Source organism: Pseudonocardia sp. Cha107L01, from assembly GCF_052566575.1.
Genome location: NZ_CP199579.1, coordinates 4,285,492 through 4,298,259, shown reverse-complemented (window position 1 = coordinate 4,298,259; position 12,768 = coordinate 4,285,492). Strand labels below are relative to the sequence as shown.

Annotated in this window: 12 protein-coding genes; 6 read left to right on the top strand and 6 right to left on the bottom strand. The window is 68.8% G+C overall.

The genetic code is table 11. The annotated features are described in order from the left end of the window. Positions 1 to 33: 33 nt before the first annotated feature. The 3 genes from ACTXG6_RS20250 (at position 34) to ACTXG6_RS20240 (ending at position 2,914) form a co-directional block, all read left to right on the top strand. Positions 34 to 321, top strand: a complete 288-nt coding sequence (locus tag ACTXG6_RS20250) for a transposase (protein ID WP_445183284.1) — start codon at positions 34 to 36, stop codon at positions 319 to 321. Then, positions 318 to 1,202 carry an IS3 family transposase gene (locus ACTXG6_RS20245; protein ID WP_445183283.1) on the top strand — a complete coding sequence of 295 codons (885 nt, stop codon included), beginning with the start codon at positions 318 to 320 and terminating at the stop codon, positions 1,200 to 1,202. Before ACTXG6_RS20250 ends, ACTXG6_RS20245 begins: the two co-directional genes overlap by 4 nt. 179 nt (positions 1,203 to 1,381) lie before the next feature. Continuing rightward, positions 1,382 to 2,914: a sensor histidine kinase gene (locus ACTXG6_RS20240; protein ID WP_445189356.1), complete on the top strand. Its 1,533-nt coding sequence runs from the start codon at positions 1,382 to 1,384 to the stop codon at positions 2,912 to 2,914. A gap of 66 nt (positions 2,915 to 2,980) precedes the next feature. Here the strand turns inward: ACTXG6_RS20240 and ACTXG6_RS20235 are convergent, their stop codons facing one another. From ACTXG6_RS20235 to ACTXG6_RS20215, 5 genes are all read right to left on the bottom strand, one after another. After that, on the bottom strand, positions 2,981 to 3,733 hold the full coding sequence (locus ACTXG6_RS20235; RefSeq protein WP_445189355.1) for a homocysteine S-methyltransferase family protein: 753 nt from the start codon (positions 3,731 to 3,733) through the stop codon (positions 2,981 to 2,983). Between the two features lie 244 nt (positions 3,734 to 3,977). Continuing rightward, positions 3,978 to 4,481 (bottom strand): VOC family protein, encoded by a 504-nt coding sequence (locus ACTXG6_RS20230; protein WP_445189354.1) that lies wholly within the window; start codon positions 4,479 to 4,481, stop codon positions 3,978 to 3,980. Between the two features lie 7 nt (positions 4,482 to 4,488). Next, on the bottom strand, positions 4,489 to 5,322 hold the full coding sequence (locus tag ACTXG6_RS20225; protein WP_445189353.1) for an MBL fold metallo-hydrolase: 834 nt from the start codon (positions 5,320 to 5,322) through the stop codon (positions 4,489 to 4,491). Positions 5,323 to 5,379: 57 nt separating this feature from the next. Further along, the gene (locus ACTXG6_RS20220; protein ID WP_445189352.1) at positions 5,380 to 8,229 is read right to left on the bottom strand and encodes an ATP-binding protein; all 2,850 of its coding nucleotides are present in this window, start codon (positions 8,227 to 8,229) and stop codon (positions 5,380 to 5,382) included. A gap of 538 nt (positions 8,230 to 8,767) precedes the next feature. Beyond that, positions 8,768 to 9,367: a TetR/AcrR family transcriptional regulator gene (locus tag ACTXG6_RS20215; protein ID WP_445189351.1), complete on the bottom strand. Its 600-nt coding sequence runs from the start codon at positions 9,365 to 9,367 to the stop codon at positions 8,768 to 8,770. A gap of 114 nt (positions 9,368 to 9,481) precedes the next feature. Here ACTXG6_RS20215 and ACTXG6_RS20210 point away from each other — a divergent pair, with 114 nt between their 5' ends. The 3 genes from ACTXG6_RS20210 (at position 9,482) to ACTXG6_RS20200 (ending at position 12,221) form a co-directional block, all read left to right on the top strand. After that, the gene (locus tag ACTXG6_RS20210) at positions 9,482 to 9,973 is read left to right on the top strand and encodes a tautomerase family protein (RefSeq protein WP_445189350.1); all 492 of its coding nucleotides are present in this window, start codon (positions 9,482 to 9,484) and stop codon (positions 9,971 to 9,973) included. Positions 9,974 to 9,989: 16 nt separating this feature from the next. Further along, positions 9,990 to 10,979: a zinc-dependent alcohol dehydrogenase family protein gene (locus ACTXG6_RS20205; RefSeq protein ID WP_445189349.1), complete on the top strand. Its 990-nt coding sequence runs from the start codon at positions 9,990 to 9,992 to the stop codon at positions 10,977 to 10,979. Between the two features lie 225 nt (positions 10,980 to 11,204). Continuing rightward, positions 11,205 to 12,221 carry a zinc-dependent alcohol dehydrogenase family protein gene (locus ACTXG6_RS20200; RefSeq protein WP_445189348.1) on the top strand — a complete coding sequence of 339 codons (1,017 nt, stop codon included), beginning with the start codon at positions 11,205 to 11,207 and terminating at the stop codon, positions 12,219 to 12,221. A gap of 60 nt (positions 12,222 to 12,281) precedes the next feature. On the opposite strand, the gene ACTXG6_RS20195 is transcribed toward ACTXG6_RS20200, so the two are convergent. Continuing rightward, positions 12,282 to 12,716: an Lrp/AsnC family transcriptional regulator gene (locus tag ACTXG6_RS20195; RefSeq protein WP_445189347.1), complete on the bottom strand. Its 435-nt coding sequence runs from the start codon at positions 12,714 to 12,716 to the stop codon at positions 12,282 to 12,284. Positions 12,717 to 12,768 lie beyond the last annotated feature (52 nt).

Genomic DNA, 12,768 nt, shown 5'->3' with positions numbered 1-12,768 from the left:
TAGACTGCCGCTGATCGCAGCGGAGGTACTCGCGTGGCGACACGCCGACACTTCACCCAGGAGTACAAGGACCAGGCCGTTAGCCTCGTGCTCAATTCCGGCCGCACTATCGCTGAGGTAGCGAAAAGTATCGGCGTCCACGAGATGACGTTGGGTAAATGGGTGAAGTCAGCAAGAGAGTCCGGTCGCACTCCTGACAAGGACTTGTCCGAGTCTGAACGTGCCGAACTGATACGGCTACGTAAAGAGATCGCCATTGTGAAGATGGAGCGGGACTTCGCAAAAAAAGTTGCCACCTGGTTCGCGAAGGAACAGCCGTGAAATACGCGGCGATCGCGGACTGGGCAACCGATGAGCAGTTTTCGGTTACGTTCATGTGCGACCAGCTCGGAGTGATCCGGCAGGGCTACTACCGATGGCTGACCTCAGGGCCGTGCCAGCGCGAACGCACCGACGCCGAGCTCACCGAGACCATCCGCGAGATCCACCAAGACCTGCACGGCCACCCCGGGGTGCGCCGGGTCTGGGCTGAGCTGGTCGTGCGCGGCGTGCGGACCGCTCCCAAGCGGGTCTGGCGCCTGATGCGTGCCGCCGGCCTGCAAGGACGCCACCCCCGAGCCTGGAAGAAGACCACCGTCGCAGGTCTACGCCCTATCGACGCCCCAGACCTGATCGGCCAGGACTTCACTGCCGACGCACCCGACACCCGCTGGTGTGGCGACATTACCTACGTCCAGACAGTCGACGGCTGGGTCTACACCGCGACTGTGATCGACCTGCACTCCCGCAAAGTGGTGGGCTACGCCGTCGCCGATCACCTGCGCACCAGCCTCATCGTCGAGGCCCTCGCCGCGGCACTGGTCACCCGTAAACCCCTGGCCGGGGTCATATTCCACAGCGACCGAGGCTGTCAATATACGTCCCGAGAATTCGCTAACTTCTGCACCGAGAACGGCGTACAGCGCTCAATGGGTCGGCGCGCTACTTGTTTCGACAACGCGGTCGCCGAATCATTCTTCGCAACCTACAAGAAAGAACTCATCCACACCCGGCCATGGAGCGGTGCGACCGAAGTACAACAACAGACATTCCTCTGGATCGAAAGCTACTACAACCGCCGCAGGCGACACTCCACACTCGCCTACTTGACACCCATCGAATACGAGCTAGGGTTCAGAAAACTTACCGAACTGGCAGCCTAAACCAGTGTCAATGAAATCGGGAACAGTCCACCTTCGCGATGACGCACGCCTCACCAGAGGACCGCTGATCGAGGGGCGGTGTGCGAGCTGGAGCTGGCAGGATACGGGTAAGTTCGCTGGTCCGAGAGGGTCGTCATTGGCGACCACATCCCTTGAGGTCCGCCTAGGGGAGCAATGAGATGGCACGTCGACGGGTGAGTCAACCTACCGTCCGCTGGCTGGGCGGGCTGCTTGCCGGTGTGACGATGGTGGCTGCGTTGAGCGGCCTCGTCGCGTTGCTCGAGCCACTGGCTCCCCCGCTTCACTTCCAAGTGCTCTACGTGCTCCCGATCGTGGCGGTGGCCATCCGGTGGGGTACCGGACTCGCGGCAGTCACCGCTGCCGTGGGCGCCGTGGTCTACGCATACCTGTTCCTCCCTCCGCTGTACTCGTTCCAGGTATCGGACCCGTGGACCGCCGTCGCGCTGGGCGTCTTCCTCGTCACGGCGATCGTCGTGGGACAGCTAGCGGCCCGGTTGCGGCGGTCGGCACTGGAGTCGGCACGCCTCTCGGAGGAGCAGTCCGCGTTGCGGCGGGTCGCGACGCTGGTCGCACGGTCGGTCCCGCCGACAACGGTCTTCGAGGCTGTCATCCAGGAGATCGGCCTGCTCTGCGGCGCCGATCTCGCGCGCATGGAGCGCTACGAGGGTGACGGGGCCGTGACGGGTCTCGCCGTCTGGAGCAGGGTGCCGGTCCAACTGGCCGTCGGCACCCGGTTCGAGCTCGAAGGGCTGAGCGTCGCCCGCGATGTCCGGCAGGCCGGAGGTCCGGTCCGGGTCGAGAGCTTCACGGGCGCAGTGGGCGCGATCGCCCTGGAAGCGCGTGAGCTGGGTATCCGCTCGTCGGTCGGTTGCCCGATCGTCGTGGCCGGGCGCCTGTGGGGGGTGATCGCCGCCTCGAGGAAAAGCGATGAACCCTTCCCGGTGAAGACGGAGTCGCAGATCGCGAGCTTCACCGAGCTCGTCGCCACCGCGATCGCGAACGCGGAGAGTCGTGCACAGCTCGCGGCGTCACGAACACGAGTGGTCGCCGCCGCAGATGAGGCGCGGCGGCGTCTGGAGCGCGACCTGCACGACGGAGCCCAACAACGGCTTGTTTCACTGGCATTCGAACTGCGCGGCGCCAAGGACGTGGTGCCCGCGGAACTGCCGGCGCTGCGGGCTGACCTCGGCAAGGTCGCCGACGAGCTCAGCGAGGTGATGGAGGAGCTACGCGAGCTCTCGCGGGGCATTCACCCTGCGGCGCTGTCCCACGGCGGGCTCGGTCCGGCACTGCGGGCGGTCGCCCGGCGCTCGGCCGTTCCGGTCGAGCTGCGCGTCAACACCGAGTCCCGGTATTCGCAACCTGTGGAGGTAGCGGCGTACTACGTGATTTCCGAGGCACTCACCAACACCAGCAAGCATGCCGGCGCCTCGCGGGCGGAGGTGGCCGTGGAGGAACGCGGCAGCACCCTGCGGGTGTTCGTCAGCGATGACGGCGCGGGCGGGGCAGATCCGGGGCGGGGATCGGGACTGATCGGGTTGCGCGACAGGGTGGAGGCGATCGGTGGGTCGATTGAGGTCACCAGCCCTCGCGGCGACGGCACGCTGATCCAGGTTTCACTACCGATCCAACGGAGAGACGGAGCCGAGTGGACTGGCGAAGCCACCGCGCCACCGCAGGCGGCGCGTTAACGGCGACAGAGTCGCCGGTGGTTGCCGACGATTCCACGGCCACGGGCCGAGGGGTCGGACACGCGGTCAGGCCGGCCACTCCCGGCTGATCGCCGCCACATGGCGCTGGTCCGTGCCGCAGCAGCCGCCGAGTACCCGCAGCTGCGGCAGTCGCCCGCGCAGCGCGCCGTAGCGGGCTGCCAGATCATCCGGGTCGCCCTCGTCGAGCTTCTCGGCCTCGTCGAGCTCGGCGTGACTCATGGTGGAGGCGTTGGCCCGCAGCGCGCCGATGCGCTCGCACCAGGGGCCGTCGAGCACGCCCTCGAAGTGGGTGGGGTGGGCGCAGTTGACCACCGTGACCAGGTCGGCCGCTGCCTCCGCGAAGGTGGCGATCTGGGCGGCGTGATACTCGCGGGCCGCCTCGGCGTCCAGGTGCGTCGTGGGGCTGTAGCCGTCGCTCTGCGGGCCGATGCAGCCGCTGATGACGATCGGCGCGACCTCGGGGGCGAACTCCTCGCGTAACTCCTGCATGAGCCCGATCGCCCGCCGGTTGGCCCGCGCGAGCTCGTCCGGGCCGTAGCCGAGGCGCAGCGCCCAGTCGGGGTTCGCGCGCCAGGTAGGGCTCTCGAGCACGAACCCCGCACCGCGATCGCGCGCGAGTTCCAGGTAGGGCCGGTAGTAGTCGCGCAGAGCGGCGATCCCGACCTCGTCCTCGAGCAGGGGGAACGCCGCGAACTCCGGCAGCTCCAAGCCCCGCTGGAAGATGAGTACGGTTTCGAGGCCGCCGTCCGTGAGGAACAGGCCGCCCTCGAGCTGCGGCAGCTGCCGGCTCGGCTCCACGGGGCCAGCGTAACCCCGGCGCGGAGGCCGGAAAGAGCCAAACGGACCACGTGCTCGACGACCAGCCCCGGGCGTTGTGTGCGCGGGCACGGTGCTTTTCGTCTTGGACCGACCCGGGGTTACGCGACGTTGATCGCCGCCGGGGTAGACCACCTCTGCCGGGAGCGAACCTGCTACTAGGACAGCCCTGCCCGAACGGCGTCCTCGCTGGGTTGGTCAAGTCCGAGTACTACCAGCCAACGGGCTATGAGGCCTGAACCTCCTGGTAGAAGATCTCGAGGGCGACGCCGTCGGGATCTTTGAAGGAGAATAGTGAGAAGGCGATCGGCTCGGTGATGTCCTCGATAGCGCTGCACTCGACGCCCTTGGCGGTCAGGTAGGCGTGCCACGCGTCGAGTTCGGCACGTGTTGTCGTGCCGAGCGCCAGGTGGTCGAGCCCGGTGCGGTGCGGTGCGAACGGCTCACCTTCGTTGCGCTCGTGCGAGTCGAGGCCGATGTCGACAGCCGTGCCGGGGCGGACCATCACCACGACCCGACCGCCCGGGTAGAACTCCTCCATCACCTGCACCAACCCGAGCATCTCTCCGTACCATCGGACGCTTCGCTCGAGATCGGTGACCGTGATGCCGACGTGATGTAGCCCGGCGATCGCGGGGATCGGGATAGCGGTCGCCGTCGCGGTGGCGGTCTGGGTCTCGTGCATGATCGTCGTCCTTTCCTCGCTCAGCGCCGAGGCTTCGCTCGGCACGCTCCGCTCATGCGGTCGCGGCGTCGACCGTGCCCACGGTTGATGCCGCGTCGATCCAACTCTGCAGGTCCTGCTGGGTGAAGGGTTGATATGCGCCGGTGTGCGGCAGCTCCCGCAACATCCGGAACCCATCGGTGATCCGCGAGCCGCGGACAACAGGGCCGTGCGCGCTCGCCACCGTCGTGATCGGCAGTTCTTGTAAGCGGTCAACCACGGCGGCGCCGTACCGTCGGTGGTCGAGCATGGTGTGCCAGGGGCTCAGCATCCGGTGCAGCATGAGGAAACCCTCGCGCCAGTCAGCGGCCGGGACGTCGTCAGCCTCTGGGACGAATCCGGGCACTGGTGCCCCGAAGCAGTCCGCCGCCCAGTAGAAGCCGGTTGACGGATCGAAAACCCCCCGCGTCGTCGGGTTGTCGAAGATCGGCGGCAGCAGTGCGCGCAGTTTTCGATCACCGATGTCCACCTCGTCGCCGTCGTTGACGAAACGAATGCGGTGCATCGGCAGGTCGATGCCGTCCGTGGAGACCATCCGGCCCACGGCGAACCAGGAGGTGAGCACGATCGCCTTCGGGCAGAGCTCCATCAGCACCGCGAGGTTGCCGGCGTGGTCAATATCGTCGTGTGAGATGAAGATCCACCGCACATCGGCCGGGTCGACGATCGAGCCGAGGTGCTCGAGCCACCGGGTGCGGTTCACCGGCGTACCGGTGTCGATCACTATGGGCTCCGCTCCGGTGATCACCGCGGAGTTGAGGAAGAAACACCCGACCGGCGGGGCCTCCTCGAGCTGGGGGATCACCCAGGTGTTGCGGCAGATCCGGAATGGTTCGCAGGTTCCCATGGGGTCCAGCATCGAGCCGGCGGAGCCGCTCGGGATAGGTGAATCTACGTATCCGCGCTACGTATCCTCGTCCTGGCGCAGCGCGTAGGTGGCCAGCTGGGCGCGGTTCGACGAGCCGGTCTTGGCGAGCAGTCGTTCCACGTGCTTCTCGACCGTACGCGACGACAGGTACAGCCGTTCGGCGATCACGCGGTTCGGCAGGCCCTCGGCAACCAGCAGCAGAACGTCCCGTTCCCGGGCACTGATCCCCCCGGGGCGGCCGCCGATCGGGCCGCCACCGCGCAACGCCGCTCGGCACGCCTGCGCCGGCCGGCGCAGGCCGCGCGCTTCGAAGGTAGCCCGCGCGACATCCAGCCACCGCGTCGGCTCGCCCCAGCCCTCGGCCGCCGCCCGCGGCGCGACCAACCGCGCAACCATCGCGTGCACCAAGGGGTTGAGCCCCAGGTCATGCAGCGCGGAGCTCATGGCCGCGGTCGCGCCCGGATGCTCACCCCGCCCGCCGAGCGCAACGGCCTCGGCCGCGGCCAGCACCGCCTCGAAGAGCGGCCCGGCGCAGGCTCGGCGGCGGAGCTCACTTGACGCCTGCTTCGGATCGACGCCATCGAGGGCACGCATCAGCACCGCCATGCTGACCAGTGGCGGCATGGCGGTGGGCCGTTCGGACAGGACGATGTCCTCGGCGGCCGCGAACTCGCGGGCGGCCGTGGCCGTGTCGTCATGCGCCAGTGCGCACAGCGCGCGCACATGGGCATGCATGGAGATTCGCTGGGTGGCCTCCCCCGTGATCTGCGGACCCGCTTCGGCGAGCAGTGCGTCCACCGCCGCGTTGTCACCGCGCATGGCGTGCGCACAGGCCTGATGGATGAGCGCCGCGGGCACCAGCAGCCCCAACCGGTAGCGACGGGCCAACTGCAGCACCGCCGCGGCGTGCACGAGGATGTCGTCGACGTCTCCGCGGCTCCAGGCGGCCACGGCGAGGTGGTTCTCGGCGACGGCCTCCGTCTCGGGCGCTCCGCACGCCTCGGCCAGCCGCCGGGACTCCAACAGCCGTGTCACCAAGCCGCGGTAGGCATGCACCGAGCCCAACTCGGCGAGCGCGCGCGCTTCCCGGTGGGCCAGGCCCGCGTCGTGCGCGACCGTGTGAGCCCGCGCGAAGGCACGCTCGGCCGCATCGTGATCTCGGATCCGCGCACAGCGGCCATGCACCAACAACGCCTCGCAGAGCAGGTCGGGCACACCCGCGCGTTCCGCGGCGGCGACCGCGTCAGCGGCGAGCCGGCCCGCATCGTCGAGCCGCCCCTCGCCGAGGGCCACCACCGCCTGCAGCGCATTCAATGGGCCAGCCAGGTCCGGCCCGGCGGCATGGCGCCCGGCGGCGCCCAGATGAACCGCGGCAAGCGCCCAGTCCGTACCGGCCACGGCGGCCCGGCCCAGCGCCAGATGGACCGCACCGCGACGTGCTCCGTCAGGGTCGAGAGCCGCGGCCGAACTCTCGAACCGAGCCAGCAGAACCTCACCCAATGGAAACGTGTCATCAGCGCGACCGGCCAGGCCGAGCGTCTCAACCAGCGCCTCTGTCACTTCGAGCTCCAACTCTCTACCCCTCGCCAGCTCGAGCGCACGCCGCTGGGCGCTTTCGGCGCTGGTGAGCGCGCCCTGTCGAAGCGCCCGGCGACTCACCGCGAGAAGGTGCTCGACCGCGACGTCATGCCTCATGGCCGTCTCGGCAAGATCGGCCATCACCTCGGGCGACCGGGACATCAACCCAGCGCCCGCCGTCTCCAACCGGTCGAGCACTGTGCGTGCCCGCGCCGGCCGATCGCCGGGCGGCAGATCAGCCAACAGCGCGTCACGAGTAAGGGCGTGCCGGAACCGGAAGCCGGAGCCATGGACCTCGATCAGAAACCGGCCCTCGGCCGCCCGGAGCGCGTCGGCCACCACCACCGGGTCGGCGCCTGCCACCGTCGCGAGCAGATCGGCATCGATCAGCCGGCCCAACAGCGCCGCGTCGACAAGCACCTCGCGGGCCGACGGTGTCAGCTGTCCGGTCCGGCGCCGGACCGATTCGGCGAAGCTGGCCGGTACCCGCACCGCCGGGTGCTCCGCCACCCATTGCTCACCGTGCCACACCAACGCACCGTCGTTCTCCAAGGCGGCCAGCAGCTCCTCGACGAAAAAAGGCAGGCCGTCCGCCCGATCGATCACGATCTGGAGCACCGCGGCCGGAATCCGCGCGTCACCGAGGCAATGGCGGGTCATCTCAACCGACTGCTCCGGGGTGAGACGGGAGAGCTCGAGCAGCGACGCGACCCGGCGATCCGCAAGCGCGATCAGGGCGGCGACCCCCTGCGACGTGGAATCGCTCCGGGTGGCGGCGACAACGAGCACCGGCTCTTCGCTGACGTTGTCCGCGAGGTACTCCAGGACCCCCAGGCTCTCGCCGTCTGCCCACTGCAGGTCGTCGAGCAGCACCACAGCGCCACACGCTCGACCCAGGCACCGAGCGACTCGCAGGAAGCCCTCGGCGACGTGCAGCAACGACACCTCGGACGCCGTGGTGCCCGGTTCCGACCACTCGGGCACCAGAGAGCCAAGCGTGGATCGAAACGGTGCAACGGCGGGGTCGTCGCCCACCCGCCCGCCACGGCATGCCGCCAGCAGCGCTTCACTGATCGGCCGAAATGGCAGCGGCACAGTGGTTTCGGCGGCCCTCCCCACCAAGACGGACATCCCACGCTCGACGGCGCAGCGACGCACCTCACGGAGCAACCGTGACTTACCGACGCCTGGCTCGCCCATCAACACAAAGGTGGCGCCGTGGCCCGCAGCGACGGCATCGAGGCCAGCCTGCAACGCGGACAACTGCCCCGTGCGCCCAACCATTACCGGTGAGAGCACCGACGCCATCACTGCAGTATGGAGAGGCTTGTCCTCGAGCGACAGGCCCAGGCCCGGAGTGGGAGCTGCCCCGCTACCGATCGGCCTGCCACCGTGGACGAGTCGATGTCTCCGGCAGACTTCAGGCTCCGCAGGGCGGCGCGGACAGCTCGAAGGTCATGTCGAGGAGCGTGGTGCAGCAGCCGTCGTTGACGTGTTCCTCGCCGTGGCCGGAGGAGGAGATCGTCAGGGAGCGGGTGTGCCCGATCCAGTCCCCAGCAAATGCCGTGAACGTGCCGTGGGCGCCGCCTGCCGCACCTGTCGAATGCCGCGCCGCGTCGGGCCGAGCTGCCGGGGCCGCTTGGCTGGTGGACTGAGGTGGGCTCCCGGCAGACGGCTCGAGGCTGGCGGCCGCGGCCCCGCACCGCTGGAGGATGAGGCCGAGCAGCTGGCGACGGTGAACAGAGCCACCGCCGGCAGCATGGCCCCCGCGGCCGCGACAGGATGGCCGGGTCGGGGCCGAGCCGGTCGGATACACACATGGGCCTCCTGCATGCTCGCGGCGACGCTACGGTTTTTCATTCCCAGTCGGAGCAACCGGGCGCTGGAGCAGCGACGCCATGGCGTCGGCGGTGACGGTGAGGGCGGAGGTGTTCCGGGAGAGGCGGGCCACGAGTAGGGCCCCTTCGAGACCGGACACGATGACGGTGGCCAGTTCTTCAGACCGCTGTGCCGAGAAGCCCGCTTGGACCAGGGCCTGCCCGAGTCTGCTCGTCCATCCGCGGACCTCGGCCGCGCACGCGTCGGCGAGCTGGTCCGAGCCCGGGGTCACCTCCAGTGCCACGACCGCGACCGGGCATCCGTCGCGGTAGTCGCTGGCGGCGAGACTGTGGCCGGTCAGGGCGAACCAGCGCCGGACGCTGTCGGCGAGGTCGGTTCCCTCGGCCAAGGCGTGCTCCAGTGCCCCGAGCACCTGCGTTCCGCCGTGTTGGATCGCCGCGACGGCCAGTTCCTCCTTGCCGCCGGGGAAGCAGTGGTGTGCCGAGCCCCAGGGCGTGCCGGCCTCGGCCACGACCGCGCGCAGCCCGGTGGCTGCGTAGCCGTCCCGTCGCAGCAGCCGTGATGCGGCCTCGATCATGCGCGCCCTGGTCTCGGATCGATCAACCACCGGTGCAGCATAACCGAGATTTAGGACAGTTGTCCTGTAGACAGCCACGGGTCGGGCAGCTACGGTTTGCACGATTAGTACAAGTGTCATAATTACGAGAAGTGGAGAGTACTCATGCCGATGATCGACCTGACTTATCCGGCCGGCGCACTGTCCGAGTCGGCCAAGACCGAGCTGCTGCAGACGTTGTGGCGCACCTGTCTGCGCTGGGAGGCGTTGCCGGAGTCGCCCGCCACCGCCTCGATCGCCTGGGTGTACCTGGACGAGCGGCCCCCGGCGCACATCAGCGTCGGCGGGGCCCAGCCGGCCCGACCGGTGTATCGGGCGCAGGTGTCCGTGATGGCCGGATTCATGGAGCAGTCGCGGATCGACGGCCTGGTGCGTGAGGTAACCGATGCGATCCTGAAGGCCGACGGCGGCGGCTCGGACGGCGCAACGCCCAGGGTCTTCTGCCTGGTGGCGGAGATCCCCAGCGGGACATGGGGGGTGGACGGCGCCGCCTGGCACAGCGCCACGGCCGCCGAGTTGGTGGGGCTGGCTCCCGAGCGGGTGCAGGGCATCGCCGAGGCGGTCGCCAGCCGGCCGCGCGTCGATGTGCCGGCCTGACGCGGAGGGGCGGAACATGACACGGCTGTTGCTGACCGCGTTCGGTGACCCGGTGGAGTCGATCGCGGTGGACTCGACCGACGGGCTGCGGCCCGGTCCGGGTGAGCTGCTGGTGCGGATGGAGGCGGCGCCGGTCAACGACTCGGATTTTCTGCTGATCCGGGGGCTGTACCCCGAGCGGCCGAGGCTGCCCTACCCGGTCGGCGCCGAGGGGGTCGGGCGGGTCGTCGAGGCCGGTCCGGCAACGTCTCCTGACCTGCTGGGTCAGCGGGTGATGATCCTCCCCACCTACGAACAGGGCACCTGGGCCGACCAGTTCGTGGTCGCCGAGACGAACGTGGTGGTGGTGAACGGGGACGCCGATCCGCTGCAACTGGCGATGGCCGGGATCAACCCGCCCACTGCCTGGGTGCTGTTGCACCGGTTCACCTCGCTGGCCCCCGGTGACTGGGTCGGACAGACCGCGGCGAACTCGGCCGTGGGGCTGTACGTGATCGCGCTGGCCAAGCGACTGGGTCTGAGCAGCCTCAACGTGGTGCGCCGGGATGCCGCGGCCGACGTGGCGCGGCGGGCCGGCGGGGACCTCGTCCTCGTCGACGGCGACGACCTGGGTGAACGGATCACCGCCGCACTGGACGGGCAGCGATTGGCTCTGGTGCTCGACGGGGTGGGTGGCTCGGCCGTTGGCGAGCTCGCCCATGCGTTGCGGTTCGGCGGGAAGGCGGTGAGCTACGCCTTCGTGAGCGGGAAGCCCCCGGCCGTGTCCGTGCTCGACAGCGTGTTCAACGAGATCGCGACCACCGGCTTCTGGCTGATCAACTGGCTCCGGTCCACCCCGCGAGCCGAGGTCCTGGACACCTACCGCCAACTGGCCGAGCTGGTGGCCACCGGCGAGCTCACCGCCCCCGTCGAGGCGACATACGCGCTGACCGACTACAAGCAAGCCTTCGAGCATGCCGCGTCCGGCCGCCGCAACGGCAAGGTGCTGTTCCGCTTCGAGCCCTGATCCTCGGCCACCGGCGGGCTTTCGGCGGGCGGTATGGACGACGCCGGCTGAATCTAAAAGATCTTCAGTCCCAGATCTTGACAAGTCCACGGCGCCCCCATAGGACAGCGATGCGTATCAGGCGGCGCTGGCCGTTGTGGACGGTTTCGCGGAGCCTGACACGCGCATCATCGAAGGCATCTGAGCACGTCGTTCACGCCACCGGCCGATCCCACAGGGAACATCGTGAAAGCCTTTGTGTTCGAAACCAACGGCGAACCATCGCAGGTCCTAGGCCTGCGGGACCTGCCCGATCCGGCGCCCGGACCCGGCGAGGTCGCGGTCCGCATCCTGCTCGCCCCCGTCCACCCGTCGGACCTGCACATCATCCGCGGCCGCTACGGGCGCCAGCCACCACTACCCGCCAGCCCTGGCATCGAGGCGGTCGGAGTCGTCGAGGAGCTCGGTTCAGGCGTCACCACGCCGGCGCCCGGAACCCGGGTCGTGCTGCTCAACGTCATCGGCACCTGGCGGCAGCGGGTCGTGTGCCCGGCCGGCCAACTCGTCGTCGTACCCCACGGGGTGAGCGACGACGACGCCGCCCAAGCCATCATCAACCCGGTGGCAGCCTGGATGCTCACCGTTGGCGAGCACCGCCTCGCCCACGGTGAACTGCTCACCCAGACCGCGGCCGGCTCGACCGTCGGCCGACTGGTACTGCAACTTGCGCGCTCGGAGGGGTTCCGCACCGTGAACCTTGTCCGTCGACACGCCCAGATTGAGGAACTCGCCGCGCTCGGCGCGGACATCACGTTGTGCACCACCGACCCCGACTGGGCCGGGCAACTGATCGAAGCGACCCACGGCGGCCCGCGCAAAGCGATCGACTGCGTCGCCGGGCAGGTCGGCGCCACGCTCGCTGAAACGCTCGCCCCGGGAGGCCGGCTGCTTGTGTTCGGCGCGCTGTCGTCACACCGGCAAACCGACCGGTCCGCGTTCGAGATGCCAGTCTTCGCACCAAAAATGATCTACCGCGGCACCCGGGTCGAAGGCTGGTTCTTGTTCCACTGGCTCGAGACAACACCCCTGGCCGAATCCGTCAACGTTGTCTCGACGGTGCTTGATCGGCTCAACTCAGGCGCGTTGCGATTGCCGCCGGCAGTCCGGTACAAGCCCTCGGACATCGCAACCGCTGTGGCCGACGCCGACGGCGGGTCCAGCACCGCCAACAAGCCGGTGCTGGACATCGGCGGGAATTTCTGACCCACACGCAATTCCCCAACCACCGACCAGTATCCATGAACGTCGCCAGGTTCGTGATTGTCACGCGGTGTCGGCGGGGAGGGTTTTCATGGTGACGTAGCTGGTCACCGCGGCCACGCCGGGCAGGCTGGCCAGCCGGTTGGCGTGGAAGTCCTCGTAGGCGGGCAGGTCGGCGACCTCGACCTGGAGCAGGTAGTCGTAGTTGCCGGTGACGTGGTGGCAGTGCACCACTTCGGACAGTCGCACGACCGCACGCTCGAACGCGACCACATCCGCGCGGGAGTGCCGCACGAGCCGGACACCGGCGAACACCCGCAGGCCGCGGCCGACCGCGGCGGGGTCGATCAGCGCCCGATAGCCGCGGATCGTCCCGGTCTGCTCCAGTCGGCGCACGCGCCGCAGGCACGGCGACGGCGACAACCCGACCCGGGCGGCGAGTTCGGCGTTGCTGATCCGACCGTGCTTGTCGAGCACGGCCAGTATCGACCGGTCCACGTCATCCACGTTGGCAGATTATTGCCCAGTCACGCGAGCTACCACATCCTGA

Coding starts and splice junctions, on each gene's coding strand:
- ACTXG6_RS20220 (WP_445189352.1), bottom strand. CDS start 8,229: ATGGCGTCGGTGCTCTCACCGGTAATGGTTGGGCGCACGGGGCAGTTG.
- ACTXG6_RS20205 (WP_445189349.1), top strand. CDS start 9,990: ATGACACGGCTGTTGCTGACCGCGTTCGGTGACCCGGTGGAGTCGATC.
- ACTXG6_RS20210 (WP_445189350.1), top strand. CDS start 9,482: ATGCCGATGATCGACCTGACTTATCCGGCCGGCGCACTGTCCGAGTCG.
- ACTXG6_RS20225 (WP_445189353.1), bottom strand. CDS start 5,322: ATGGGAACCTGCGAACCATTCCGGATCTGCCGCAACACCTGGGTGATC.
- ACTXG6_RS20240 (WP_445189356.1), top strand. CDS start 1,382: ATGGCACGTCGACGGGTGAGTCAACCTACCGTCCGCTGGCTGGGCGGG.